The following is a 26,122-nucleotide window of genomic DNA, read 5'->3' as shown; positions in this document are numbered from 1 at the left end:
CATCAAAGCTCGTTGATTTCCTTGTGGCGCGGCACCAGCGCCTTCATGGCGGCCCAGGCGGCCAGGTAGGCCAGCGCGCAGATGGAGAACATGATCATGTAGCCGGTGGACAGGTCGCCGCGCGCGCCATAGGCGTCGAAGATCCAGCCGCCGAGCTTGGACACGGCCACGCCGCCCAGCCCGCCGGCCATGCCGCCGATGCCGACGACCGAGCCGATGGCCCGCTTGGGGAACATGTCCGAGACGGTGGTGAAGAGGTTGGCCGACCAGGCCTGGTGGGCCGACGCGCCGATGCCGATCAGCAGCACGGGAAGCCAGTAGCTGATGGAGCCCAGCGGCTGAGCCAGCAGCACCACCAGCGGGAAGAAGGCGATCACGAGCATCGCCCGCATGCGGCCGTCATAAGGCTTGTAGCCACGCTCCATGAAGTAGGTCGGGAACCAGCCGCCGCCGATGCTGCCGATCATGGTCATGCTGTAGAGGACGGTGAGCGGCAGCGCGATGTCCGTCGTGCTCATGCCGTACTGGCCGGTGAGGTATTTGGGCAGCCAGAACAGGTAGAACCACCAGACGCCATCGGTCAGGAATTTGCCGACGACGAAGGCCCAGGTCTGGCGGTGCGCGAGCAGCCGGAACCACGGCACCTTGGCGCCTTCGACGGCAGGCGCGGTGGCCTCGCGGTCGCTGTTGATGTAGGCCAGCTCCGCCGCACCCAGCCGGCGCTGCCGGGACGGGGCATCGTAGAAGGTGAGCCACAGCGCGACCCACAGGAAACCGATGGCGCCGATGGCGATGAAGGCCATCTGCCAGCCCCAGGTGACGGCGATCCACGGCACAGTCAGCGGCGCCAGGATGGCCCCGACGTTGGCTCCCGAGTTGAAGATGCCGGTGGCGAAGGAGCGCTCCTTTTTCGGGAAGTACTCGGCCGTGGCCTTGATGGCGGCGGGGAAGTTGCCGGCTTCGCCAAGGGCCAGCACGGCGCGCGACACCATGAAGCCCGCCACGGACACCGGCAGCCCGACACCGAGGGTCACCAGCATGCCGCCGATGGGCACGGAGAAGGCGTGCATCATGGCGCCGAGCGACCAGACGACCACGGCGATGGCGAAGGCGCGCTGGGTGCCGATCGCGTCGATGAACCGGCCCGCGAAAAGCATCGAGATCGCGTAGCCGAACTGGAACACCGCGGTGATGTTGGCGTAGTCCGTGTTGGACCAGCCGAACTCCTTGGACAGCGCCGGCGCCAGCAGGCTCAGGACCTGGCGGTCCAGGTAGTTGACGGTGGTGGCGAAGAACAGCAGCGCACAGATGGTCCATCTGTACTTGCCGATGACTTGCGGGTTCATGTTCAGTCCTCTGTTCACTCAGCAACCAGTTTGTCACCGACGAACACGCGGTAGCGGCGGATTCGGCCGGTGACGCCGTCCGGCCCCTGGCGCGGCGTGTAGCGCAAGCCGGCAATGTCGGCCGGCGCGCCGAGGTCGATGATGAGGCGCGGCGGACCGGAGGGACGGACGGTACCGCTGTAGGCCGTGTGCCAATAGTCAGTCGCCTGACCGTTGATGGCATTCAGCGCGCCGCCGTCTTCCTTGCGCGCCTCCTCGCTGCTGGCGTAGGCGATGGTCCAGGCCGTCTGGTTCAGCGGCTTGCCCTGTGCGTCGAGCAGCGCGAGTTCGGCTATTGCCGCATGGGGCTTGCCGTCGAAGGTGTCGAGCACCTCGATGCAGAGCTGGCGGCCGCGGGCGGGCTCGGCAAAGCGCACGTCCTGCGTGGCCGGGCCGCTGGCGAACTGGCCGGCATGCACCGGCGTCAACCCCGCCAGACGTGGGCGCGCCTTGCTGGGCGGCCGCGCCAGGTCGAGCTCCGGCCGCAATTTGTCGAGCACGGGCGCGGTCTTGCCTTCGATGCGGTTGACACGCGGCCCGGTCAGGTCCAGCACCACGACCTCGTTGCGGCCGGCATTGATCCAAGGCCCCGGCAGATACATCGTCTGCGTCGGGCCGATGCTCCAGTAGCGCCCCAGGCAGCGGCCGTTGATCCAGACGATGCCCTGGCCCCAGCTCGACATGTCCAGGAAGGTATCGGCCGCTGCCGTCGCTTCGAAGCTGCCGCGCCAGAAGGCGGGGCCGGCCAATCGTTTGGACTGCCAGCGCAGCGGCGGCAGGTCGCTGTCGGCGCCAAAGTCGATGGCGCGGATCTCCCAGCCCTTGAGTTCCTGCGTCTCGGTCTTCGACGTGCGCAACATGACCGGGCCCTGCAGGCCCTTGCGGTCGTGGACCTCCATGCCGAAGTTCACGCGGGCAATCGTGTACAGCAGGATCTCGACCACGGTGTCGCGGCTGCGCGCGGGGATGTCGACGCTGAAGCGGCGGTAGCGCGTGTCCATCGTGCCGGCCAGGCGGCCGCCGACGAAGACCCAGGCCAGGTCGCGCGCGTTCGCGGCCTCCAGCTTGCCGGCGGGGCCGGCCGGCAGCGTGACGCGATAGGCAACCAGCCCGCGGCTGATGTCGTAGTGCTCGATGTTCCTGGGCGACTCAGCGGCAATCGCTTGCGCCGGCAGATTGGCGAACACCGGCGCCGTCTCGGTGAGGGTGAATGAAGGGATCGCCATCACCGGCAGCCGGGCCGGCGGGTCGGGCAGCACCTCGCCCGGCTTCAGGTGCTTGGCAAGGCAGTCGCGGTAAGTGCGGAACTTGTCGCCCACCCAGCCTGCCTCGCCGATGGGCGCGTCGTAGTCATAGCTCGTCGTGTCGGGGCGGAAGGGCCGGTCACAGCCTCCCCAGAGGCCGAACGTCGTGCCGCCATGGGCCATGTAGAGGCTGAACGAGCCGTTGGCCTTCAGCATGGTGTCGATGTCCTGGATGGCGCGGGCGTTGTCGCCGCGCTTGTGCGGCGAGCCCCAGGTGTCGAACCAGCCGGAGTAGTACTCGCCACACATCAGCGGCCCTTTCTGCAGCGCCGCCAGCGCCTTGAAGCCGGTCGCTGGGTCGCTGCCGAAGTTGGCCACGTTGAACAGCTCCGGGATGTGCGTCTTGCCGAGCGCGTTGGTCGGGTTGCACTGGAACAGCGGCACGTCAAAGCCGCCGTCCAGCACGGCCTGGCGCATCACGCGCATGTAGTCCTTGTCGTCGTTCAGGAAGCCGTACTCGTTCTCCACCTGCACCATCAGGATGGGGCCGCCCTGGCTGACCTGCATCGGTGCCAGCACCCGGCCGACCTCCCTGAACCAGCGCCGCACGGGTTGCACGAAGGCGTCGTCGCGGCTGCGCAGGAAGGCGTCGCCAGGGTGCTTCAGCAGCCACCACGGCAGGCCGCCCATCTCCCATTCGGCACAGGCATAGGGGCCTGGCCGCAGGATGACCCACAGGCCCTCGGCTTGCGCCTGCCGGCAGAACTCAGCCGCGTCGCGCTGGCCTTCCCATTGGTACTGGCCTTCGCGCCATTCGTGGAAGTTCCAGAACAGGTAGGCGCACACCGTGTTCATGCCCATGGCCTTGATGGCCTGCAGGCGGTGCTTCCAGTACTCGCGCGGCACGCGGGCGAAGTGCATCTCGCCGCAGCGGATCTGCAGCGGCTTGCCGTCGAGCAGGAAGTCGCTCTCGCCGATGGCAAAGCGCGGTGCTTCTGCCTTGGCCGCGCTGGCAGGCGAAGCGTTCAGCAGCAGCGTCGCACCAGAGGCGGCAGCGCCGAGCAGTCGACGACGGGGAAGAAGAACAGTCATGAGGGGTCCTGATTTCTTGTACGGCCGGCCTGAACAAAAAAACCCTGCCTCACGGAGACAGGGTGAAAGGCGTGCGCACGGGCGCCGCCTGGAGAACTCTGCTGGCCTTTAGAACGCCACCCGCACGCCCACGTTGAAGCGGCGGCCGACGTCCTCCAAGGTCAGGAACTGCGACTCGTTGTTCGCGTATTCGTGCATGCGTTCGTTGTTCAGGTTGATCGCGTCGGCATACAGCGAAATCGTCGGCGTGACGTTGTAGCGCACGCTGGCATCGGCCTGCCCATAGGCCGCGCGGGTGCGCGGCAAGGTGCTGCCGCCGCCACAGTCGACGGAGAAGTGGTTGCGCCAGTTGTAGCTCAGCCGCGCCTGGAAGCGGCTGTCCTCGTAGAACACCGAGCCGTTGTACGACTGCTTGGACAGGCCCGGATAGCCACAGCTGGCGACGCCGCCTTCCCGCGTGGCGTTCGCGTCCACATAGGTGAAGTTGGCCGCCACGCCGAAGCCCTGCAGCAGCCCGTTGTTGGCGTCGAAGGCGTATTGCCCGGCCAGCTCCAGCCCTTTGATCTTGCCTTGTTGCCCGTTGCGGATGCGGGTGTCGTGCGCGATCTCGGGGAACTGCGGCAACTGGATGTCGACCAGCCGGGATTCAAGAAAGTCGGTGACCTTCTTTTGGAAGACCGCCGCGCTGACGTAGTTGGTCTTGGACAGATACCACTCCAGCGACGCGTCCAGGTTGGTCGAGCGCATCGGCTTGAGATAGGGGTTGCCGCCGCCGGTCTGCACGTCCCCAAAACGGCCACCGTACCAGTTGCTCACGCCCATCTGGTTCAGCGTCGGGCGAGTCAGCGTCTTGGAGGCCGCCAGGCGCAGCACGAGGTCGCGAGTCAGGTCGAGTTTGAGGTTGGCAGATGGCAGCAGGTTGTTGTAGCTGTTCTCGACCGAGTTCACGCTGTCGGGGCCGTAGTTCAGGATGTAGGTCGTGTCGTTGGGGCTCTTGACGGCCGACAGCAGCACCCGGCTGATGCCGATCGACGTTGAGTTCACGTGCACATACCGCGCGCCCACGTTGCCCGACCAGCCGTCGCCCTCCCACTTGCTGTCCACGAACAGGCTGGACACCTTCTCCTTGACGGCCCACATCGACGGCCTGGTGTAGTCGATGGCCATCGGGCCGTTGGGGTACTTGGTCTTGTCGCCGTAGAGCGCCGGATCGTTGGACTGCGCGATCAGCGACGGCTGGTTCAGGTAGGCCATGTAGGCGTAGGGGTCGAACCTCAGGAAGGTCGACGGCATCGCGCCTTCCGCGCCCAGGATGTTGTCGAGCTTGCTCACCGTGAACAGCGAGGCCGGCAGCGACACGTGATAGCCGCTGAACGCGTTCCACGAATCGCTGTTCCATTGGGTGCGGTCCACCTTGCGGCGCGAGGCCGCGAGGCCGAACTGCAGCCCCTTGAAGTAGCCGATCTCGTGATCCCAGCCCAGGTTGACGCGGCCTTCCTTCAGGTCGTCGCCGTTGCGGATCTGGCCGTAGGCGACGGCGTGGGCACGCACGGCGGCGGGGTCGGAGAGGCTGTCGCCGAAGTGGATGGTGGGCGTACCGTCAAAGGTCAGCGTGTCGCCGTTCTTGGGCACCATGCCGGCGACGATCCACATGTCGGGCGTCCCCGAGGTCGTGCGCGACGTGGACAGGTCAGCTTCCAGGTTCCACTCCGGCGCCAGCGCCCACTTGGCATTGCCACCGAAGGCCTTGGTCGTCGACAGCCGGTCGCCGGCCTTGACGATCATGTCGTTGGAGTTCGCTTCGCCGAGCAGCTTGCCGGGGCCGGCAATCTCCGGGTTGTTGGCGAAGAAGGTCGAGCCCGGCCGCAGGAAGCTGGTGATCTGGTTGTCAGCGTTGAACTTGACGCCGAGCTGGGTGGGGTTGTTCCAGTCGCTGACCGCGATGACGTCGTTCTTCTGGTCCAGCCGCGAGTACAGCGCATCGGCCGTGAGCTTGAGCGCCGAGCTCGGGTTGAACTGGACGGTGCCGGCAGCCACCAGGCGCTTGCGGCGCTCGTTCTCCTCCTGGAACCCGAAGCTCTGCGGGATGTAGAGCTTCTTGACCGTCACGTCGGCCATGGTCAGGTTCTTGGAATTCAGGTCGCCGTTGATCAGCGTCACGTCCTTGTAGTTCCACGCGTCGTTGACGGCCTTGGTCTGCTTCGAGGCACGGTCGGTGTACGACAGGGAACCGCTGACGCCGAAGCTGCGGTCGTCGTTCGCGAACGAGTACATCGCGCTCGCATTGGGCGTCTTTTTCTTGGAGTTCGAATCGTAGGACCCGGACAGGTTCACCACCGCGCTGTGGCCTTTGCGGCCCAACAGCGGCCGCGCCGTTTGAATATCGACCGTGGAGCCAATGCCGCCCTCGGGCAGGAAGGGCTGCGCCGTCTTGTAAACCAGCGCCTTCGAGATGAGATCGGGCGACAGCAGGTCGAACGAGAACTCACGGCCACCGGTATCGCTGGTCATGGTTCGGCCGTTGACGAGCACATTGTTGAACTCCGGCCCCAACCCGCGAACGGAAATATACCGGCCCTCGCCGTTGTTGCGCTGGATCTGCACGCCAGTGACGCGCTGCAGCGATTCGGCGATATTCGTGTCGGGGAATTTACCGGCGTCTTCCGCGGACACCGCGTCGACGACGCCGTCCTGCATGCGCTTGGTCGCGACTGACGATTCCAGCGAGGCCCGAATACCAGTGACGACGACCCGTTCGAGGTCCTGCTTCGCCGCTTCTTGCGCATACAGCGGGGAGGCCAGCCAAAACTGGCTGATCAAACCGGCAATGACGGTTTTTGCGAAATTCTTTGACCGCATGGTTGTCTCCGTGAGGTGGGTATGTTTGGCAGGCGAAACAAAATGCGTTCGTCTGCCGATTTATTGATACCAATCATTACACCGCTCGCAGTGGATTACACCTGAACAGGTAATGTCGAAAGGCTAGCACCGTTGAATATTCAATTCGTATGCTGTTTCGCCTTTGCCCCATTCAAAGTTCGTATAGCTGGCAATAAACATATAGTTACGGAGTGGCGCTTTAGGGCACAGGCTTTCCCGTCGCTCAGGGTTTCGGACGCCACTGCAGCACTCGCACCTTGCTGGTCGGAACGTCAGCGGTGCCCTCCCCGTCCACCTGCTGCACGGTTTGCAGGAACAGGTTCAATTTGCCTCGCTCGCGCCATAACTCCGTGTCGAAGCTGGGTTCCCACGCGCCGGCGGAATCCGCCGTCAGGTCGTGCACGATCCAGCGCCCGCTGCTGAAATCCTCAATACGGGCGACCGATACCTTGCTGCCCCGCTCCTCGTCGCGAAACACCAGCAGCGCCTTGGGCTCACCGCCTCCCAGGCCCACCATGATTTGCGGGCGTGACACGGGGATCGCCTTGGTCCCCACGCCGCTGAGCGAGAACGGCGTGCGCCGAAAGTCCAGCTCCAGTTCCCGCCAGGCACCGCCGCGGCGGTAGACCACCTGGTATTGCGGCACCGTGCGGCCAGCGCGGCGCCAGTAGCTGGCGATGTAGGGGTTGCCGTCCTGGTCGGCCGACATCGAGGTCTGGTTGATCAACTCGCTGTTCTGCGGGATGTGCGCGGCGACCTCGGCGCTGGACAGCGTGATGGGCAGCGCGCAGGGGCGGCCGTCGGAGGTCTCCCAGCTGCGGCCACCGTCGCGCGAGCGGGCGTAGGCCAGGTCGTGGTTGCTGGCGACGTCCGGCGATTCGCGCCAGACCCAGGACAGATGCAGGGTGCCGCGGTGGTCGAGGAAGGCTTGCCAGTAGGCGTTGCGCTTGCCTTCCCCGCTGATCAGGTTGGCGTGCAGCCGTGTCCACTTTTGCGTGGCGACTTCGTAGCGGTTGAGAACCAGGTTGCCCCGGCCCGAACCGCCGTCCCGGTAGAAGAACAGCAGATTGCCGTCCGGCTGGCGATGGAACTCGGGATAGGACACCGAGGCCTCGTCCTGCCCCGTCATCGGCATTTCGGCCGTCATTTCCAGCGCACCGGGCCGCAGGCTGCGCGCGTAGCGCAGTGCACTGTTGTGGTGGTCCCAGGCCAGGTGCAGATAGCCCGCGCCATCGACCATGATGCTGATGCTGTTGTGGGCATCCAGCGCGTTGCCCTGGTAGGGCGTGGCCTTCAGCTCCCAGGCGCCGCTGCCGAGCCGGCGCTTGCCCAGCACCACCCGGGCCTGCGGGTCGTAGAAGGCGATGTACTGCATGTCGCCGTGGGTAACGAGGGAGTTCTTGCGGAACACCACGGCGTTGACGGAGTTGCGCGCCCAACCCTCACCGACGTCGACCACACGCACATCGCCGGCGTGGATATCAGCGGCGCGCGGTGGTGGCGCGGCGCAGCTTACGGCACACGCCGCGGCCATGAGAACGGACAGCGCGTCGAACTTGCGGGCCGAGCGCCGGGCCGCTCCCAAGTCGGCCCGCCTGGGGCGATGTGCTTGCGGCTCAACGCCGCAAGCATCGCCGTCCCCACGGGGGACCGGTTGGGCACGCCCGCGTTCAGCGGCGCGAGACCGGACGAGGGGCATCAGAACCTGCCGCGCAGGCCGATCTTGAAGGTGCGACCGTCGTACTTCGCATAGTCCATGCGGGTCTTGTTGCCCAGGCCGTACTGGCCGGTGGCATCTTCGAAGTAGTCGTAGGCCAGCGTGTTGGACAGGTTCAACCCCTCCACGCGGATCTCCAGCGAGTCGTTGATCTTGTAGCTGACGTTGGCGTCCAGGTAGCCGCGGCCGGCGCGCCAGCGGATCAGGTCGTCGCCGTTGTTCTTCGGGTTGTCGCTGTGCAGCGAGCGGCCCTTGTAGTTGTAGGACGTGCGGAATGCGAACGGGCCGTTCTCGTAGTACAGCGTGGTGCTGTATGCGTACTTGGGCACGGAGTTCACGTCGATGACGCTGCCCCCATTGGTCGTCCACACCGCGCTGTTGAACGGGTTGATGTGCGTGTAGCTGGCCAGCGCGCCCAGGCCCTTGAAGGGTTCGGGCAGGAAGGTGAAGGCCTGCTGGTAGGCCAGCTCGAAGCCCTTGAGCGTCTGCTTGCCGGCGTTGCTGTAGGTCTTCAGCGTCATCGGCAGCTTGGGATCCACCTTGCCGTTGGCGTCCTGGAAGATGGCGCCCAGCGCCGTGTCAGGCAGGCCCAGCGCGCCGAAGGTGGTTTGCACGCTGTTGCTCGTGGTGGCGTCGGTCAGTTCCTTCCGGAACAGGGCCGCCGACAGCATGCTGCCCTTCTGGAAATACCACTCCAGGCTGGTGTCGAAGTTCTTGGACTTTTGCGGACGCAGGCTGGGATTGCCGGCCGTTGCGGTGTTGTCGAACGGGTTGGGGATGACCGTCTGCGCCGCGATGATGGACAGCGCCTGGCGGCTCAGCGTCTTGCCCCAGGAGGCGCGCCAGGTCAGGTTGTCGGTCAGGTCCAGGGCCGAGCTGAAGGCCGGCAGCACGCTGGTGTAGGAGCCCTTCTCCTGGTTCGGTGCATACGTGAGGCTGGCACCCTGCTGCTTGAAGTTGTCGATCAGCGTCTCGGTGCGCGCGAAGCGCACGCCGGCATTCAGGCGCAGTTCCCGGTCGAACACCTGGCCCCGGAAGTCGGACTGCACGAAAGCCGTGGACACGTTCTCCTGCGCCTTGAAGCTCTGCGCCGGCGTGAAGGTCGCCTCCGAGTTGAGGGCCAGCGGGTCGAAGGTCGAGTAGGTGTAGGCGCGAGTGAAAGTGCCCCAGGCGTGCGGCCAGCCGGCACCCATGTCAAGGTTGCCGATCGGCAGCACGGAGGTCATGCCCGAACGCAGGCCTGCCGTGCCCAGCGTGTTGAGCTTGGCGGTCGCGGCGGATGTGCCGTTGCGCTTGTTGATCTCCTTGGAGGTCTCGGAATAGGCCAGGCCGGCCTTCAGGTGGCCGGTCCAGTCGCCGGCGAGGGCGTAGTCCCAGTCGGCGACGACGCGGCCCTGGTTGCTCTTGTCTGTCTCACGAGTCCAGCCGGTACCGATGCCGAAACCCTGGAAGTTGGCGGGGTCGGTGTAGCTGGTCGGCGAGGACAGCGACGGGTAGACGTGGTCGCTGCCGTAGTCGATGGTGGAGTCGACACCGAAGATCTGGCCGGACAGGGTGTCCTGGTAGCTCAGCGCCTTGCTGTTGTTGGTGCTCAGCTGGCCAGTCAGCACCAGTTTGTCGCTGACGCTCCAGCGGGCATTGGCGGCCACGTAGCCGAACTTGGTTTCGTCTTCGCTGTAGGTCGCTCCGCTGCTGTAGGACGTATTGCCGAAGGTGCCGGTCAGCAGGTTGGACGCGGGGTCGATCTTGACGTTCAGCGGAATGAAGCCGTTGTTGCCGCTCTGGCCCGCCGGCTTGGTGCGGTCGGTGGTACGGCTGTTGCGGATCAGCAGGCCGAAGTAGATCTCGTCGCGGGTGTTCTTCAGCTTGGAATAGAGCGTGTCCAGGCTGAAGTTCAGCGTCGGGGTCTTGAACTGCAGCGAGCCCACCAGGCCGTCGCGGGTCCGGTCATTGGCCGAACCGTAGAAGCGGTAGATGCGGGGCAGCAGTGCGTTGTCGACCTGGGCGCGGGTGTAGCTGCCGAGGTTGGCGCGCGGGCTGTCGTAGTCCAGCGCGAAGGCGAAGTTGCCCTTCACGGGACTCTGGCTGGCGCGGGCCGAGCTGTTGTAGCCACCGGTCGCCTCAAAGCCGGAGCGGTTGTTCACGGCGGCGGCGTGCGACACGCCAATCAGCGCGCCCCAGTCGCCCCAGGTGTTGGAGTACAGCGCGAAGCCCATCGGGTCCGTCTTGCCGGACGTGGTGTTGTACGACGCCGTCACGCCATAGCGGATGGTGCGCTTGGGGTTGTCGAAGGGGCGCGGCGTCTGCAGGTCCACCACGCCGCCCATGCCGCCTTCGTTCAGCTCTGCCAGCGGCGACTTGTAGAAGTCCACACGGCCGAACAGTTCGGACGCGAACACGTCGTAGTTGAAACCGCGCACCGCCGAGCCGATGGTGGAAGTGGACACGGTATTGACGAGCGCGCCATTCAGCGTGGTGACGGTGTACTCGGTCGGCAGGCCGCGGATGGAGATGCGCTGCCCCTCACCCGAACTCTCGTCACGGTTCAGGATGATGCCCGGCACGCGCTGCAGCGATTCGGCCACGTTGGCCTCGGGGAACTTGCCGATGTCCTCGGCCACGATGGAATCGCGCACGCCGATGGCCTGCTGCTTCAACGCCATCGACTTCTCGAGACTGGCGCGGAAACCGGTCACGACCACGGTCTCGAGTTTCTGGCCGTCGGGCTTGGCGGCGGCGTCTGCGGCGTCGGGCGCTTTTTCGGCCGCTTGGGCGGGCGCCGCAGCCTGAGCCGCGGCGTGGCCGTAGGCGGCGGCAAGCGCCATCGACACGGCCGAGCAAATCAGGGTTTGTTTCATGTCTCTCTCCATGCCTCAAGGGCTTTTGTCATCAATGTGACTACAAGTTGTTTTTATATCTGCGATGGCTGGATCAGCTTGCTCATCGCAGATTCATTTCGATAACAGCAATATGTGACAACGTTACCATGCGAGCCCCAAAAAAATAGGCTCATGAAACCCTCCACGGCGCCTACAGCGCAGCATGTGATCACGCTTCTTCGGCCCTTGGTTACGGTATGGTAACGTTGCCTCATCGATCTTGAAAGTTGCTTTGGTGCGACATTGCAGGATCATCACCAATGTTCTCGAAGACAGTCAGGGATGCTTGGCAATCCTGGTGACTATCAAACTAGGGGTGTCACGGCCTCGCCCCGTTCAGCTTAGTCTCCACGGCGCGAAAGGAGCTATGAATAAGGCGCCGCGAGATATACAAAATTTCAGAGTCAAAGCGCATCGCAGGATGCCACCGGGAAAACATGGCTACTCCGCGCCGAATTCGACCCGGATCGGCGATGCGACGCGCTTGCGGTAGGCCTCCACATAGCCCTGCCAGGCTTGCGCCGTGGGGATCTCACCAGACCAGTCGACCGCGGCGCCAAGGTAGTAGCGCAGCGGCTGGCCGGTCTTGGCCTTGACGAGGATCAGTTCGTTGTCGGGATCGGCCGCGTAGCCGTCTGCACCCGGCAGCAGGATGGCGACACCAAAGTCACCCGCACTGCGCTGGCGCACCCATTGCATCAGCGTGTCCGGGGCACGGTAAGCAGCGACCGTCGGCGCCTGCTCGGGATAGGCCGGCTTCTTGTTGAGACCCAGCGCGACCGTGAGCGTCTGCGGCGTGGCAGTGCTGAAAGTGCTTTCGACCGTGTCGAAAAGATGGCCCGCGTCGACCGTGAACCGCTTCACTTCGCTGACCGCCACACCGCCCGCGTCCCACTTGTCGTAGGTCAACTCGAAAACGGCACGGACGGGCCCGTTCGTGACGACGCGCCACGCCGAATAGTTGCGGCTGACGAACAGCCGGCTGCCATTCCAGATGCCCGTGCCGCCCGCGCCGCGGGTGCGGCCGACGGCGTACATGTCGAGCCCTTCGCCCTCGTCCTTGTGATAGTGGTCGTGGCCCTTGTTGTACCAACGGTCGACGATGAGATAGGACGGCCGCTTGAACCAGATGTCGACACCGCTGGTGACGAGGACTTCCTTGTCGCTCCCGGGCGGCGCCGGCGCGGCCAGCGCCTGGCCGTAGGTGCGGTGCCCGATCTTGTCGTTCTCCCAAGCGAAGTCGTCGAGGCGCTCGGGGACATAGCGGGCAAAGGCCTTGACGGGAAACGGCGGCGCGACCGTCGTTGCCTTCTCGACGGTGAAGCGTGCGCTCTGCTCGTCCATGGCGAAGTCATGCTGGAAGATCAGCTCCCCGTAGGCGATGCCTTCGTTCTTCGGGTCTTTCGCCAACGGCGCCACGTTGGTGACCTGGTAGGGCACCAAGTTGCCGCTGGCATCGCGCACGGCGAGCTGATGCAGCAACGCCCCGGGCAGGCGCCGGGCCACTTCGGACCAGGGGACCGCGATCGTCTCGGCCGGCCGCGCGGCCTTCAGCTCGTGCCGGACAGTGACGACCAGGCGCTCCGCCGCGCTGGCGCCGAGCGCGTTCAAGGCCAGCCAAACGGCGAGGAACGCCCGCTTCATCAGTAGCCCACGGCGTAGTCTTTGGGAAAGCGGTTGCTGCTGAACGCCTTCTTCTGCGTCCAGTCCTGCGCCGGCGCCGTCCAGTAGGAGTCGGTCGCGGGCAGGCCCAGCGCGAGCAGGCCCGCCGCGGCGATGTACATGCTGCCGTTGTTGGAGTACCAGTCCCCCAGTTCGGGCTGATGGCCGCGAAAGCCGATGGTCAGGAAACCGTCCTTCGTGAAGTTTCCGGGGCCGTCCCAGATCGCCACGTGCGCGGCGTGCAAGGCCGAGCGCACCTGCCCCTCGGGCAACGATGCCGGCAGCTGCTTGCGCCAGGCCAGCAAGGCCAGCGGCTGGAACACCGCGGTGCGGTAGGTCAGCGAGCGGCCGATCGGCGGGTAGCTGCCCTGCGGGCCGACGAAGCGCTCCAGATGCTCGCAATAGCGCTGCGCACGCTTGGTGGCCTGCGCGAGCAGGTCCTCGGGCTTGGCGTTCCAGAACGGCCCCTTCCTGGCCACCAGCACCTCGAGGATCTCGAGCAGCATGGGGTACATGACGTAGGAGCAGTAGTAGTCGAAATGGAAGTCCTGGCCGTCCTTGATCCAGCCGTCGCCGACATACCACTCGTTGATCTTGCGGATGGCCCCGTTCATGCGCATCGGGTCGGATTCCTCACCGATGGACAGCAGCCAAGCCTCGTTCATCGCCGCGAACAGCAGCCAGTTGATGTAGGGCACCTCGATGCGGCGCAGGCCCTTGATCTCGGCGACGATGCGGCCTTTCGTGGCCGCGTCCAGCGGCTCCCACAACACCTTGGGTGCGCGCATCAGCGCGTTGGTGAAATAGGCGGAATCCACCAGCGCCTGGCCATGTCCCTTCCAGGTCAGGTAGTCGGGGCTCTTGGGGTCGACCGCGTTGGCGTAGCTCTGCAGCGCCTGTTGTTGCAGGCGCTGGCGCAGCTTGCCCTCGGCAGTGTCATCCGCCGGCAGCGCGAGCCACGGCGAGATGCCCGAAATCAGGCGGCCGAAACATTCAAGATAGGCGACGGAAGGGTCGCGGCCATCCCAGGTGGGGCTCAGTTCGAGCGCGAACTTCTTTTTCAGCTCGCCTTTGGACATCAGGCCCAGCACCGGCTCCGCCATCTGGCGCAGCAGGTTGAGCATGTAGGCACGCTCCTGTCCAGGCGCAGCGGCAGTCGCAGCAGTCGCCGCAGCTGCCGCCTCGCTGGTGGCCAACAGGGCCGGCACGGTCGGCCCCAAGGCCGCAGCGCGCATGAAATTTCGACGTTGCACTTTGTCTCCTGGCTGCGCCGTTATTTGTCGAGCAGACGGACCATTTCAGCCCCCGCCAGCAGGAAGGCGCCGACGCCGAAGTGCGACGTGGAATTCTGGTCTACCACCTGCCCCGGAATCGCGCGGTCGCCGATCGGCTGCACATAGCCCAGCTTGCCGTCGGGCTGCAGGGCCACGGTTGTCAGGTAATGCCAGCCGCGCTGCGCCGCAGGCAGATACCGGTCACGCGGCAGCAGGCCATTGTTGATGCCCCACAGCAGCCCGTAGGTGAAGAAGGCCGTCCCGCTGGTCTCGGGGCCCGGCGCATGGGCCGGGTCCATGAGGCTGCGCGTCCAGTAACCCTCGGGTTGCTGCAGCGGCAGCAGCGCCGCAGCCATGTCCTGGAGGCGCTGCACGTACTCACCGCGGTGCGGATCGTCCTGCGGCAATTCCGACAGGACCCTGGCAAGCGCCGCAAATGCCCACCCATCGCCGCGGGACCAGAAGTCCTTCTTGCCGTTGACGCTCTTGTGCTGCGGGAACACGTATCTCGCGTCCCGGTAATAGAGCTTCTCCTGCGCGTCGTACATGATGCTGTTGGCGTGGCTGTAATACTCGTACATCTTGTCGAGATACTGGCGATTGCCGGTGGCCTCGTACATCTTTGTCATGACCGGCATGGCCATATACAACCCATCCACCCACCACCAATAGTCCTTGTCGGGGGTGCTCATCTGATATTCCATCACCTCGCGGGCGCGGGCAATCTTGCGCGGATCCTTCTCCAGTTGATAAAGATCCGCGTAAACCTGAAAGCAGATCTGCCAATCACCGAATAGCACGTGCTCCGGCGTTTCGCCGTAGGTGTATTTCCAGGCCGATTTATCCTTGGACCGCGCGCCCGCCCATTGGTTGTATTCGGCCCAGGTCTCGGTATAGCGCCGATAACTTTCATTGCCGGTCACCCGGTAGGCTTCCATATTGCCGGTGTGATAGGCCGCCACATTCCAGAACGGGCTGTCCTGAGCGGGTGCGCGCGCCTGCCAGTAGGAATTGACCTTGTTGATCGCCGCAATCACTTCGCCGCGATTGCTGCCATTCTGAGCGGGCGCGCCCGCACATCCACCCAGAGCAATGCCCAGCGTCAATAACAAGCCGCTCACGCAATTCTTCAGTTTCATCAGCATCGATCCGTTGAACGCACGGAGCAATTCCAATGCGTCGGCTTGGTCGGCGCAGCCCGCCGGTTGGCTGCTGCGGCCATAGAGTATGGTTACGTTAGCATATCAAATCGAAATCACAAAGAAATTTGCGCGACCGGCACGCTTTGCCGGCCGCGCCAACGAATGTGGTATCGTCACCACATTCTGGTATTCCATCTCAGCGTCGATCTATGCCAAAACCCAGCAGGCTCAGTGAAGTAGCGAAGTTGGCCGGTGTCGCGCCCATCACCGCATCGCGTGCAATCCGCGGCACGGGCTACGTCTCGGAAGATGCACGCGCACGCGTCATGGAGGCTGCGGCCAAGCTGAACTACTCGCCCGACATGGTGGCGCGACGCATGCGCGGCGAGAAAAGCCGGCTCATCGGTATCTTCGTGAACAACTTCGGCTCACTGGTGCTGCACGAGATCACGAAGGAGATCAGCAACGAAGCGCGTGCCCGCGGCTACGACATCCTGCTGTTCAACGCCGACCGTTTCGACGCCCCAGGCCGCGCAGACACTCGGGACATGCTCGCCAACCTGTGCGCCGGCCTGATCCTGCCCATGCCGAACGTCGAGGATGCCTACCTCGGCGACCTTGAACACCGCCAGTTGCCCTGTGTGTTCGTCAACTTCGATGCGCGCGCCATGGGGCTGCCCGTCGTCGTCGTCGAGAACCGCAAGGGCGCCCGCACGGCAGTCGAGCACCTGCTGTCGCTGGGGCACCGTCGCATCGCGTTCATTGCCGGCTCCCACTACACGGGCCAGAGCACCGAGCGGCAGGCCGCCTATGTCGAAGCCCTGAACGAAGCCGGCATCGCCGCAGACCCGGCGCTGATCGTTCCGGGTCGTTTCGTCCAGACCGGCGGCTACGCGGCCACCGTGCAGCTGCTGGACCTGCCGGAGCCGCCCACCGCCATCTTCGCGGCCAACGACGAGATGGCGTTCGGCGCCATCGACGCCATCCACAGCAAAGGCCTGCGCGTCCCCGAAGACATCTCGGTCGTGGGTTTCGACGACATCGCCATCTCCAGCCACATCCACCCACCCCTGACGACGATGCGCCAGCCGCTGGTGGAACTCAGCGCGTGCGCGGTACGAGAGCTCGTGGCGCTGATCGAGGGCCAGGGCGTCGGGGCGAGGAAGATCGCCCTCCCGCTTGAACTCGTCGTCCGCAAGTCGACCGGCCCCGTGGCTCTGCGCGGCTGACATGAATCGCGCACTGGCTGCGAGAGCTGGAGCGGCTGTGCCGCTCAGCCTTGTCGGGCTGGGCGCCCTGCTGCTCTGGCTGCTGTGCGGCGACTTCGGCGTTTCGATACGCGAGCGCGCTGCCGTGCCCAGCGCACTGGAGCTGCTGCGCCGGCACGCGGCATCTGATACGACGATCTCGCTGCTGCTGTCCACGGTGCCCGCCGCCTTGAGCCTGCTGTTGGTCCCCCTGGCCGGCTATCACTCGGACCGCTGCCGCAGCCGCCTTGGCAGGCGCAAGCCCTTTTTGATGATTGCAGCGCCCACCGGCCTGCTGGCCATGGTGGGCCTGGCCGCTTCACCCACGCTGGCGGGCTCGCTCGATGCGGCAATGGGCAGCTGGTCACCTGGCCTGCACAACTGCCGACTCGCGTTGTTCAGCCTGTTCTGGGCCGCATTCGACTGCGCGGCCATCAGCGCTTTCTCGCTGTTCAACGGCCTCGTCAATGACCTCGTGCCCGCGGGCCTGCTCGGTCGCTTCTTCGCGGTGTTCCGAATCGTCAGCCTGACGATCGGCATCGCGTATCACAACTGGATCTTCGCGCTCACGGACCACCATCTGCGCGAGGTTTTGATGGGCGTCGGCCTCTTCTTCTGCCTGCCTATCCTGGCGATGGCGTTGATGCTGAAGGAGACACCCTTGCCACCCGACACCGCGCCCGCTGACAAGACGGAGCGCCGGCTGAGATTTCCCCTCGACCACGTGCTGGCCTGCTTTCGCCATCGCTCCTACGGGTGGGCCGTCGCCGCCTTCGTGCTGGCGAGCGTCACCTTCAGCCCCTTCAACACCTTCTATCTGCACTACGCGCACGCAGCCGGCATCCAGAAGGCCACGCTGGGCGCATTGACGGCAGCCGGCTATGCGGTGTCCATCGTGTCGGCCTTTGCCATTGGATCGATGGCTGATCGCTTGGGTGCGGTGCGGGTCTCGGTAGCCATCATGACGGTGTATTGCGCCATCTCGGCGGCCGGCTTCGCCTTGGTGTCGGACGCCGCCAGCTTCCGCGTCTTCTACTTCGCCCACGTGGTGATTTCCGGCGCCTGGTTCACGGCTGCCGCATCAATGCCGATGGCGCTTTTCCCGCGCGAAAGATTCGTGCAGTTCAACTCGACCAAAGATCTGATGGTGATCTTCGGCACGATCCTGGTCAGCAGCGTCCAAGGGCCGATGCTCGACCTGTCCGAACACGACTATCGCTACACGTTGCTTGCAGGAACGGTTTTCTCTCTGCTGTGCGTTGTGTGCCTGTTGCGCCTTCAGCGATCTTCGGTGCCGTTGCCCCCCAGGATTTCCTCGCAATGACTGGTGCAGCAAACGCTGCGGTAGTCATCAAAAATCCATCGGCGGGGTTGTGCGCTCAGCGCCAGTTGGAGCGGATTGCCGCCTGCTTCCGCTGGCCGCTTGCCTCGGCAGTCACGAGACTCCAGCGTTGGGTTGGCTCGCCGTCATTGAGTCGCTCCAGGTAAGCAATCAAACTCTTGTAGTCATCGAATTCCAATTGCACGTCGACGGTACCGCGAACCGCGTTTGCGTCGATGGCGTTGAGCCGAATGCCATCTACTGCCACCGCCTCCAATGCACGAAGCGCTCGCTGAATGGGGAATGCTGCAAGTTGGACGATAGCCCGTGCATCCTGGGCAAAAGGCGCATCCTTCGCCTCTGCTGCGGCATGCTGAGCCTGTGCATTCAAAGCAGCTTTCAGTCGATTCGCTTCGAGCGTCTCCCTATCTAGTTGCGCCATGAGGCCCTGTCGCCGCTCCCAAGCTTGGAATGCGCCGATACCACACGCCACGGTGATCACAGCAGACGCCACGCCGAGCGCGACGAGCGCCGCAACGGGACGCCGTGGAGGCGCGAATTCAACTTGCAAGCGTCTCATGCGGCTTCTCCCGTACTGAACGGCAACGCGGCATTCACCGGAACGCCGGCCACCTCGTCATGATGGAAGCGCACCACGTCCAATGCGTCGGGCGACAAGTCGTGCGTGATCAACGCTCGGCGTAGCAATGCGTCGGGGTCCTCATCAAGGAGTGGATAGGCCTGAGCTTCCAAGTAAGTGCCGCCCTCAGCGACCAACAGCACGAGCGCGTCGCTGTCGAAAACGGCCAGCCCATGCCTGGAGTCGCCGCTACTTCGGACCTGGTCAACCGCAAGCACCCACCAAGGCTTCAGGTTCTCAACCATCGAACCGCATGCGCGCTGCATGTGCCCCTGCCATGTCGGGTGCATCGCCACCGCGAATCGCGGAGAGGATTGGCCGTCGTCCATCCAGACCAAGCTATCCGACGGCAAGCCTGTCGCCCCTTCTACCAACGTCGCGGCAATCGCAGCCCAGTCCATCGCATCGCGCGCGCCCTCTACCGCCGGAATCAAAAACGGGCGGCAGATCGCGCCACTGACGAAGACCTGCAGACGAGTGCCACGCGGCAGCAAAGTGATCGCATCGGCAAGTCCTCGAATCGCGTCCTCCGGATCCGTCGCCGTCGCCGCGTATACCAAGGTCTCACCTTGCGCCAACCTCACGACGTGCGCTCCCACGTAGGCCAGCGCCGTTCGTCGTGACCGCTTACCAGCCCACCACACGCTTGATCTCCTCAGCACTCGTTTCATGGCGATTCACGAGGTCGGCGCTCAAGCGGGACAGCGTCGTGGCGCCTTGTCGATAGACATGATCGCGCAGCGCCGACACCGGCGCACCAGTCGTGACCAGATCGCGAAAGCCATCGTCAATCGCATGCACTTCCGCGATGACGCGTCTGCCGCTATAGCCCACACGGTCGCAGTGCGGGCAGCCTGCTGGATGAGGCATTGCCTCCGGCACGGGAAGATCGAGACTGGCAAACCACTGCGCCTCTCGCGGCGTGGTTGGTCGGGTCGTCAAGCAATGCCGACACAAGCATCGCACGAGGCGCTGGACGATCACACCGTTCAAGGCCGCCATGAATCCAAACATATCAAGACCGAAGTGCTTGAAGCGTCCCGTCACGTCGAACACGCTGTTGGCGTGCACCGTCGTCAGGACTTGGTGCCCCGTCAATGCAGACTGAACGGCGATCTCTGCGGTTTCCGCGTCGCGGATCTCACCAACCAGGATGCGATCTGGATCGTGCCGCAAGATCGCACGCAGGCCTCTAGCGAACGTGAGTCCCTTGCGTTCGTTCACAGGCACCTGCAGCACGCCCGACAGCTCGTACTCGACCGGGTCTTCGATGGTGACGATCTTTTCTATCCCGTTGTTGACCTCAGACAACGCCGCGTAGACGGTTGTTGTCTTGCCGCTGCCTGTCGGCCCGGTCACCAGCAACATGCCATGGGGCAAGGCCGCCAAATCGCGGATCCTTTCAGCGCTATCAACATCGAATCCAAGTCGATCCAACGACACCTGCTCGCCAGGATCTCGCAGTTGGGCCTTGTCCAGGAGCCGCAATACTGCGTCTTCGCCAAACACGCTTGGAATGATGGACACGCGCAAATCGAGTTCCGCACCAGAGAACGCTGTACGAAAGCGGCCGTCCTGGGGTAGCCGACGTTCGGTGATGTCAAGCTGCGCGAGCACCTTGATGCGCGATATGACCTCCTCCGCCAGGCGCACGCCGTCAAGCTGGCCGTGCGGGATCAATACGCCATCACGTCGTAGCCGAACCGTCACGCCCTTGCGGCCACATTCGAAGTGGATGTCGCTGGCACCGACTTCGTAGGCGTGCTGAAGCGCTCGATCTACGAACGCTACGACCGGGCCGGCAGCAGCCGCTTCCTGGCCAACAGGAGAATCAGGTGACGCTGCAGCGCCAAGCCAAGCAGCCAGTTGCTCGCCGGTCGCGGCTAGCGCAGGGACACGCCGCCCTAAAGACTGAGTGGCTCGCCGCAAAGCCACATCGTCCCACGGGTCCGCCATCGCCAGCCGAAGCTGGTTCGGGTCGCCACCCAGCAGTACTGGAACGGCGCGCAACTGGCGTGCCATCGCGGCACCAGACGTACCGAACAACTCGATGGCCGGTTTGACGCGCAGCACGGCACTGTCGACAGTTTCCAGTCCACCGACTTCGCGCAGCAAGCTCGGAAGGCAATCGCGCCAACGCACATCGCGTCGCAACTGATCGAGCACGGTGACATCGCCATTGTCCTCAGCCGGCATTGCGATGCGGCGGCGAGCCGACTGCAACGCGGCAAGAAACGTCTCGGAAGATTCTGGATTCATCAAAACAGGTCTATCGGAAGGCCGAGTCAGCGGATGCTGCTAGCGATGTCGAAGATTGGCAGATACATCAATACCACGATGCCACCCACGAGCAATGCAACAGACAAGAGCATCAACGGCTCAACGATGCGCGTGGCGCGATCCATGAACAGCGCGAAATTGTCAGCGTGGCGTTCGGCGATCGTCTGAAGCACTTGGTCGAAGTGGCCGGAGCGCTCCCCGACGGCAAGCAGGCGTCGGGTCACCGTGTCAGTCAGCCCAGCATCAGCAAACGCGGTGGACACCCGTGCTCCCTGCGTCAAGGCGTCATGGGCAGCACGCATGGCCGCATCAACGTCGTCTCCTAGTGCAAGGCCTTCGCAGCGCCTCAGGGCTTCATCCAGCGGATACCCCCCGCGGAACATCACAGTGACCGCGTGATAGAACTTCGCCATTCGGAACTCCCGCAATGCGCGGCCGACCGGTGGCACGGCCCTGACGAAGCGCAGCGCCACGTGCTGGATGGCGCCACGGCGCCAAGCCATGATGGCCGCCGCTGCGGTGAGCGCCAGAGCGATCAACAAGGCTGGTCGATGTTGATGCACAAAGCCACTGGCAGTGACAAGCACCTGGGTCGACCATCCCATGTCACCGCGCACATCCGCATACATGGCAGCGAAGCGTGGCAGCACCACCATTACCAGGAAGGTGCAGACCAGCAGGCCAAGACCGAGCACCAACGCGGGATAGATCGCCGCGCTCACGACCTTCTTGCGCAAGGCATCAAGCATGTCGTGATAGCGCAGATAGTTGGCCAACGCCTCTTGCAGCGAACTGCTGCGCTCGCTAGCGCGGACGCTGGCGATCAGCACCATGGGAAAACGGTTCAACGACTCCATCGCCGCCGACAGCGGCTTGCCTTGATGCAACTGCTCAAGCAAACCCTGCTGGACGCTTGCGCGAGCCACATCACCCGTCGATTGGACATGCAGGGTTTCAATTGCCTCGACCACGGTCATGCCCGCCTTGAGTAGCGTCATCAACTCTCGGCACCACCAAGCGACATCCAGCGCCCGTCCCGGGGAACCACGCGCAGATGTCATGCTCGGCAAACCATCGCGCAAAGGGACCACCGCAATGATCCGGCGGCCATCAGCCAGTTGACTGCCTAGCGCTTCTTTCGACGGCGCCTCTACCAGCGTCTCGCTGATGGACATGAGCACTGGATCCAGAACGCGGACGCGGAATTTCATCTCGGTGGGCCAGGATGTGCGGGTGTCACAGCTGAACGTCGCCGTCGTCGCCGACGCCGCCAGGCGCACGATCACGCCCAAAACTCACCAGGTCGTAGTCCCTGCCAGCGTACGCTGATGGCGAGTGATAGCGATACGGCATTCCCCAAGGATCCACGGGCAGCCCCTTGGCCAGGTATGGCCCCCGCCAGCGCTTGTCGCCTGAGGCGTCTTCGATCAGCGCACGCAATCCTTCTGATGAACTTGGATACCGGCCCAGGTCGAGGCGAAACGCCTGCAACGCCTTGTCCAGTGCATCGATCTGCGCCCGCGCAGTTGTAGCCTCTGAACGCGAGATCTGCCCGATGAAACGAGGCCCGACGATACCCATCAGCAGCCCGATGATCACCATGACGATCAACAGTTCGAGCAGCGTGAACCCGAGCACGTAGCGCGGGCGTGAGCGTACGAAGACGCCGGCCGTTACTCCGCCTCTGCCAATTGCAGTCATCGCTTTGAATCCACGACGAATCGCCAGTCGGCATAGCGGCGGGCAGCGGGCAACTGCAATCCCGGGCGTTCGATGCTGGCGCCGATCAAAGGCTCGTCGGCGCTGAGGCTGTGAACGCCCTGAATGCGGCCATTGTCACCACGTATGACGCCCCAGCGACCATCGGTGCCAACAGGGTCTGGGTACAGCCGACGGATGTGCCGCACCGTGCCGACGAAGCGTCGGTCCATCACGAGTTCCTCCAGTTCCATCGGCAATACCTTTTCGGTACCGGGGGACTTGCGGCGGTAGTCCTCCAGCGCATGCACGTACAGCGCCCCGATGCGCAGCAGCTGTTGTTCCTTGTCGCGTCGCGCCGACTCCGCCCAAGACTGCGCCACCGTCGACAGGCCCGCTGCCGTCAACGCCACCAGTAGCAGCATCGCCACCAGTCCGTAACCTCGTGGCGGCCGTTCACCAGGACGCATAACTGCTCCCGTCCAGCGCAGTCGCGCGCGCACCGCTGTGCACATCCGCCACACCGTCTTCCACGGCGCTACCGGTACGGCCTGGCACGACGGTCCATGTATCCCGTCGCTCTGTCAGTGGATCCACGGGAATGTCACGCAAGTAGCGGCGCTGCACGAGCTCAGACAGATCCTTCGGATAGCGCCCCTGGTCGGCACAGAACTTGTCAATCGCGTCGCGCATGGCATACAAGTCATGACGCAGCGTTGTTTCGCGAGCGCGATCGACGTGCTGAACGTAGCGCGGCGCGGCCACGCTCAACAACAACGCCATGACCGCCAGGACGACCAAAAGCTCAATCACGGTGAACCCGTGTCGACCGATCACGACCTTCGCTTTGCCACGCCGATGCTTTGCTACGCCCATGGCTATCGTCACCAAGCCTTGAGCGGGATGCCGTTGAGGCCCACCAGGCCCGATCGCGAATGCACGTCGTAGACCTCGCGCCCTGGCCGCGGGTCTTCAGCCTCGGATTGATAGCCACGCAGTCCCCAGGTCTGTTCGGCGGGCAGGGCCGGATCGGCGAACGGATCTCGCGGGACGCTTCGCAGGAACCGCAGCGTCTGCCCCTGCCGGTCGGCTCGGGCATCTGGAACTTCGAGCGTGAGCTCCCGCAGCGTGGATGGGTAAGGGGCTTGGTCTGCTGGCCCAAGCACCGCGCCGGACTCACGTGCGGACCGGTACACATCCAGTGCATCGCGAATCTCCCAGAGTGCTCGCTTGAGTTCACGCTCCTTCTCGCGCTGCCAGGCCATCTCCGCCATCGGCATAGCCATCGAAGCGAGCAGCCCGAGGATGGCCAGGCAAACCAGCAGCTCTATCAACGTGAAGCCGTGCCCTCGTCTCGCGCGGCAAGCTGCACGCGCAGGACTGCGGGCGCGCCACGGCCGCATGGTCACTTGACCTCGATGACGGCTGGGGCTGGCAAGGCAGGCTTGTCAGCAGACGGCTCGGTCCAGACCGGCTGAACCGAGGCCACACGTACATCGGCGCGGCCTGCCAACAACAGCTTGAAGCGCAGCTTGAACACGTTGCCAGCGCCCTCGGTCGCCGACGCCTGATTGCGCAGCACGCTGAGGTTCACGCGACCGGGCTCGACCCGCTTGCCGAAACTGGTGACCGCATTGCCTTGGCGGAAATAGTCGTCCTCCTCAGCTTCCATCAACGCCAGCTTTTCGGCATCGAACTGCAACTCGGTCATCAACCCACGCAGAGGCGCATCGCGCACACCGAGACGCACCTCGACCGTCTCGCCGATTTGGGCCGATGCGGGCGCAGAAAGCGTCAAGCTGCCAGGGCCCTTGAACGGCGCGGGTGATACGGGCGCCAGGTTCTCTGCGGCACCACCCTGCAACTTCGCCGGCGCGGCAGCAGTACCCGCAGCCGCCGGCAAGGCGCCAGCCGGCGGCCCAGCAGCCGGTGGCTGTGCGCTGAACTGCAGCCCACCCACGGGGCGCAACTTGGGCGCTGCGTCGGTGCCGACCCAGAGTTCCGCTTCGCTGGCATTGAGCCGCTTGACGTTGCGCAACACATGCGGCGTGATCGCCAGGAGCAACTCAGAGCGCTTGCCGTCGTCGAGCTGGCTGGAGAACAAGCGCCCCAGCAATGGCAGGTCGCCGAGGCCGGGAATGCGGCTGGCGATGGAGCGCTCGTCGCGGCTGATGAGCCCCGCAAGCAGTTGAGTCTCGCCATCACGCAGACGCAGCAGGGTCGAAGCATTGCGAGTGCCAATCTGGTACGCAATCGACCCGGCAGACGTCTTGATGGAACTGCCCAGCGAGCTGACTTCCAGGCTCACCTTGATGGCAACCTCGTCGTCGGCGAATACGGTGGGCTCCACATCAAGCTTGAGGCCCACGTCGAGGTAGCTGATGTTCTCGGACACGAAGCCGCCAGTACCACTGGTCGTGGAGACGATCGGGATCTTGTCGCCGATGAGGATCTTGGCACGCTCCTTGTTGCGCACGCGCAGCTTCGGGTTGGCCAATGTGGACGTGTCGCCCACCTCGCGTCGGAGGTTGACCAGCAGGTTGCCGATGCCGACGCCGATGCGGTCCCGGCCGATGTTGTCGAGATTGGCCACCGTCAACTGTGTCGTGCCGCTCGGCGCCAGCGGTGAAAGTGAGAAGGAGTTTGGGAACTTCACTCCCAGCTCGGTCAGGCGCGTCGCATTCACCTCCAGAACTTCGAGCTCCAGCAGCACCTCGGGCTCGGCGCTGTCGTAGACGGCCAGCAACCGCTCGGCCAGTTGGATGTTCTCGGGCGAATCGCGCAGCGCCAGCATGTTGGTGCGCTCGTCGATGAACGGTTCGCGGATTTTCAGCATCGCCTTGAGGAAGGCGGCGGCGCCCTTGGGGTCGCTGTTCGAGAGGTTGAAGACGCGCACCAGCTGCTCCTGGTACTCCCGCTGCTTCTCCGGCGTGTTCGGATAGATGACGACGGTGCGCGCGTCGACGACCTTCTTCGCAAGCTGGTTGCTGGAGGTGATCAGGTCCAGCGCATCGTCCACGCGCGCCTGGCGCAGCAGTACCGTCACACGAGTTTCGGCACGCACATCGCGGTCCAGCACGAAGTTGACGCCGCTGTGGCGGGTCACCACGTCAAGCACCGTCCGCAAGCTGGCGTCACGAAAATCCAGCGAGATCGGGCGGGATTCGGCCAGCCCGCTGTTCAAGGCCTGCACCTGCGCGTTGCGCTGCTCGCCAAGCAACCGGCGCTGCAGTTCCTGCAGGCCGGCATGGCGCGGGTTGTCCTTCAGCGCTTGTTCAAGCGCGCGCAGTGCCCGGTCGGGTTGCCGGGCATCCGCCCATTGCTGAGCAGCGGCCAGGTCGGCCGCGCTCTTGCGCTCCTGGTCAAGGTCGCCAAGCAACGACTGCAGGCGTGCATTGCCCGGGTCGAGCGCCAGTGCTTCCCGCAACGTTGCGGCCGCGGCGTCGTACTGGCCGTTTACGCGCTGGGAGACGGCCTTCGAGATGAGCTGTGCCTGCGCTTCAGCGCGCGCCTGCAGCAAGGCGCTGCGCAGCGACGTGCTATCGGGATGCTCCTTGACGCCCTCCTCCAATGCAACGACCGCCTGCTTGTATTGGCCGCTGACCAACGCTTTGCTTGATTCGCTGCGGATGCGGCTCTCGGCGCATCCCCCAAGAACAAG

General features: G+C 64.4%; 19 protein-coding genes. 2 read left to right on the top strand and 17 right to left on the bottom strand.

Translation table 11 applies throughout. From position 1 onward, the window contains the following. Positions 1–2: 2 nt before the first annotated feature. The 8 genes from ASC91_RS05170 to ASC91_RS05135 form a co-directional block, all read right to left on the bottom strand. A complete protein-coding gene (locus tag ASC91_RS05170) occupies positions 3–1,346 on the bottom strand; it encodes an MFS transporter (RefSeq protein WP_056193300.1) in 1,344 nt (447 codons plus the stop codon). 14 nt (positions 1,347–1,360) lie between these two features. Then, positions 1,361–3,721: a beta-galactosidase gene (locus ASC91_RS05165; RefSeq protein WP_056193299.1), complete on the bottom strand. Its 2,361-nt coding sequence runs from the start codon at positions 3,719–3,721 to the stop codon at positions 1,361–1,363. Between the two features lie 108 nt (positions 3,722–3,829). Then, positions 3,830–6,580, bottom strand: coding sequence for a TonB-dependent receptor (locus tag ASC91_RS05160; protein ID WP_056193296.1), 2,751 nt, complete (start codon positions 6,578–6,580; stop codon positions 3,830–3,832). 244 nt (positions 6,581–6,824) lie between these two features. After that, positions 6,825–8,186: a BNR repeat-containing protein gene (locus tag ASC91_RS05155; protein WP_235531845.1), complete on the bottom strand. Its 1,362-nt coding sequence runs from the start codon at positions 8,184–8,186 to the stop codon at positions 6,825–6,827. Positions 8,187–8,299: 113 nt separating this feature from the next. Further along, positions 8,300–11,176, bottom strand: a complete 2,877-nt coding sequence (locus ASC91_RS05150; protein WP_056193291.1) for a TonB-dependent receptor — start codon at positions 11,174–11,176, stop codon at positions 8,300–8,302. Between the two features lie 462 nt (positions 11,177–11,638). Then, entirely contained in the window at positions 11,639–12,841 is a 1,203-nt protein-coding gene (locus ASC91_RS05145) for a DUF4861 family protein (protein WP_056193287.1), read from the bottom strand. Beyond that, entirely contained in the window at positions 12,841–14,112 is a 1,272-nt protein-coding gene (locus ASC91_RS05140; protein ID WP_056193284.1) for a DUF2264 domain-containing protein, read from the bottom strand. Before ASC91_RS05140 ends, ASC91_RS05145 begins: the two co-directional genes overlap by 1 nt. Positions 14,113–14,132: 20 nt before the next feature. Next, positions 14,133–15,272, bottom strand: coding sequence for a glycoside hydrolase family 88 protein (locus tag ASC91_RS05135; protein WP_056193477.1), 1,140 nt, complete (start codon positions 15,270–15,272; stop codon positions 14,133–14,135). A gap of 212 nt (positions 15,273–15,484) precedes the next feature. Between ASC91_RS05135 and ASC91_RS05130 the strand changes: the two genes are divergently transcribed. Both ASC91_RS05130 and ASC91_RS05125 read left to right on the top strand, forming a co-directional pair. Continuing rightward, positions 15,485–16,504 carry a LacI family DNA-binding transcriptional regulator gene (locus tag ASC91_RS05130; protein ID WP_082532445.1) on the top strand — a complete coding sequence of 340 codons (1,020 nt, stop codon included), beginning with the start codon at positions 15,485–15,487 and terminating at the stop codon, positions 16,502–16,504. A 37-nt stretch (positions 16,505–16,541) separates the two neighbouring features. Then, positions 16,542–17,846, top strand: coding sequence for an MFS transporter (locus ASC91_RS05125; RefSeq protein WP_056193280.1), 1,305 nt, complete (start codon positions 16,542–16,544; stop codon positions 17,844–17,846). 55 nt (positions 17,847–17,901) lie between these two features. Here ASC91_RS05125 and ASC91_RS29250 read toward each other — a convergent pair whose 3' ends face one another. From ASC91_RS29250 to ASC91_RS05080, 9 genes are all read right to left on the bottom strand, one after another. Continuing rightward, positions 17,902–18,423 carry a hypothetical protein gene (locus ASC91_RS29250; RefSeq protein WP_157281185.1) on the bottom strand — a complete coding sequence of 174 codons (522 nt, stop codon included), beginning with the start codon at positions 18,421–18,423 and terminating at the stop codon, positions 17,902–17,904. Continuing rightward, positions 18,420–19,043, bottom strand: a complete 624-nt coding sequence (locus ASC91_RS05115) for a hypothetical protein (RefSeq protein WP_162247740.1) — start codon at positions 19,041–19,043, stop codon at positions 18,420–18,422. Before ASC91_RS05115 ends, ASC91_RS29250 begins: the two co-directional genes overlap by 4 nt. A gap of 67 nt (positions 19,044–19,110) precedes the next feature. Continuing rightward, entirely contained in the window at positions 19,111–20,742 is a 1,632-nt protein-coding gene (locus tag ASC91_RS28730) for a GspE/PulE family protein (RefSeq protein ID WP_082532443.1), read from the bottom strand. 26 nt (positions 20,743–20,768) lie between these two features. Next, positions 20,769–22,049, bottom strand: a complete 1,281-nt coding sequence (locus ASC91_RS05105; RefSeq protein ID WP_056193269.1) for a type II secretion system F family protein — start codon at positions 22,047–22,049, stop codon at positions 20,769–20,771. After that, positions 22,000–22,464 carry a type II secretion system major pseudopilin GspG gene (gene gspG, locus ASC91_RS05100; protein ID WP_056193266.1) on the bottom strand — a complete coding sequence of 155 codons (465 nt, stop codon included), beginning with the start codon at positions 22,462–22,464 and terminating at the stop codon, positions 22,000–22,002. Before gspG ends, ASC91_RS05105 begins: the two co-directional genes overlap by 50 nt. Then, on the bottom strand, positions 22,461–22,892 hold the full coding sequence (locus ASC91_RS05095; protein ID WP_157281181.1) for a type II secretion system protein: 432 nt from the start codon (positions 22,890–22,892) through the stop codon (positions 22,461–22,463). Before ASC91_RS05095 ends, gspG begins: the two co-directional genes overlap by 4 nt. A 25-nt stretch (positions 22,893–22,917) precedes the next feature. After that, positions 22,918–23,349, bottom strand: coding sequence for a type II secretion system protein (locus ASC91_RS05090; RefSeq protein ID WP_394326310.1), 432 nt, complete (start codon positions 23,347–23,349; stop codon positions 22,918–22,920). Continuing rightward, positions 23,346–23,864 carry a type II secretion system protein gene (locus tag ASC91_RS05085; RefSeq protein WP_056193257.1) on the bottom strand — a complete coding sequence of 173 codons (519 nt, stop codon included), beginning with the start codon at positions 23,862–23,864 and terminating at the stop codon, positions 23,346–23,348. Before ASC91_RS05085 ends, ASC91_RS05090 begins: the two co-directional genes overlap by 4 nt. 2 nt (positions 23,865–23,866) lie before the next feature. Then, positions 23,867–26,068, bottom strand: coding sequence for a secretin N-terminal domain-containing protein (locus ASC91_RS05080; RefSeq protein ID WP_056193255.1), 2,202 nt, complete (start codon positions 26,066–26,068; stop codon positions 23,867–23,869). Positions 26,069–26,122: the final 54 nt, after the last annotated feature.

It is taken from the genome of Pelomonas sp. Root1237, assembly GCF_001425055.1.
Lineage (GTDB): Bacteria > Pseudomonadota > Gammaproteobacteria > Burkholderiales > Burkholderiaceae_C > Pelomonas.
Note: the sequence above shows the minus strand (reverse complement) of the source record. Positions and strands in the feature narration are given on the sequence as shown.